This is a genomic window from Pseudomonas sp. 43(2021) (assembly GCF_017490805.1).
Taxonomy (GTDB): Bacteria; Pseudomonadota; Gammaproteobacteria; order Pseudomonadales; family Pseudomonadaceae; genus Aquipseudomonas.
On record NZ_JAFGYJ010000515.1, the window covers coordinates 1 to 448 of the forward strand.

A 448-nucleotide genomic window follows, 5' to 3' on the forward strand; every position below is an offset into this window, starting at 1 on the left:
CGCCCCGCCCATCGCCACGTAAACACGCACCTCTGATTGCACACGGTTGAGAAGACAGCGCCAGGCTGCCGGCCGTGGTGTTTACGACTGTTCGATGGAAATTGTCATGTCCAGGTTTACTGCTGTCCCCTGCGCGGAATCTGCCCGCGCGCACTTTGCCCTGAATGAATCGCGGATTCGTTGCAGGCACGCGATTGCCGTCCTTTGCGGCGTACTGCTGACACCGCTGGCGCTGGCTGATGATCACACCGGCCACGGAAATCACCTGAGCCCGACGGTGATCACTGCCATCGCCCCGAGCTCACCACTGACGATCGTCACCAACCCCAAGGATCCGCGCCAACCGGTGCCGGCCAGTGACGGCGGCGATTACCTGAAGACCATTCCCGGCTTCGCTCTGGTGCGCAATGGCGGCACCAACGGCGATCCGGTGCTGCGCGGCATGTTC

1 pseudogene is annotated in these 448 nt (G+C 62.7%); it reads left to right on the forward strand.

Features of this window, described 5'->3' with window-relative positions:
* Nucleotides 1–106 precede the first annotated feature (106 nt).
* Nucleotides 107–448: pseudogene (locus tag J5M71_RS28455) on the forward strand (TonB-dependent copper receptor); the annotation flags it as partial.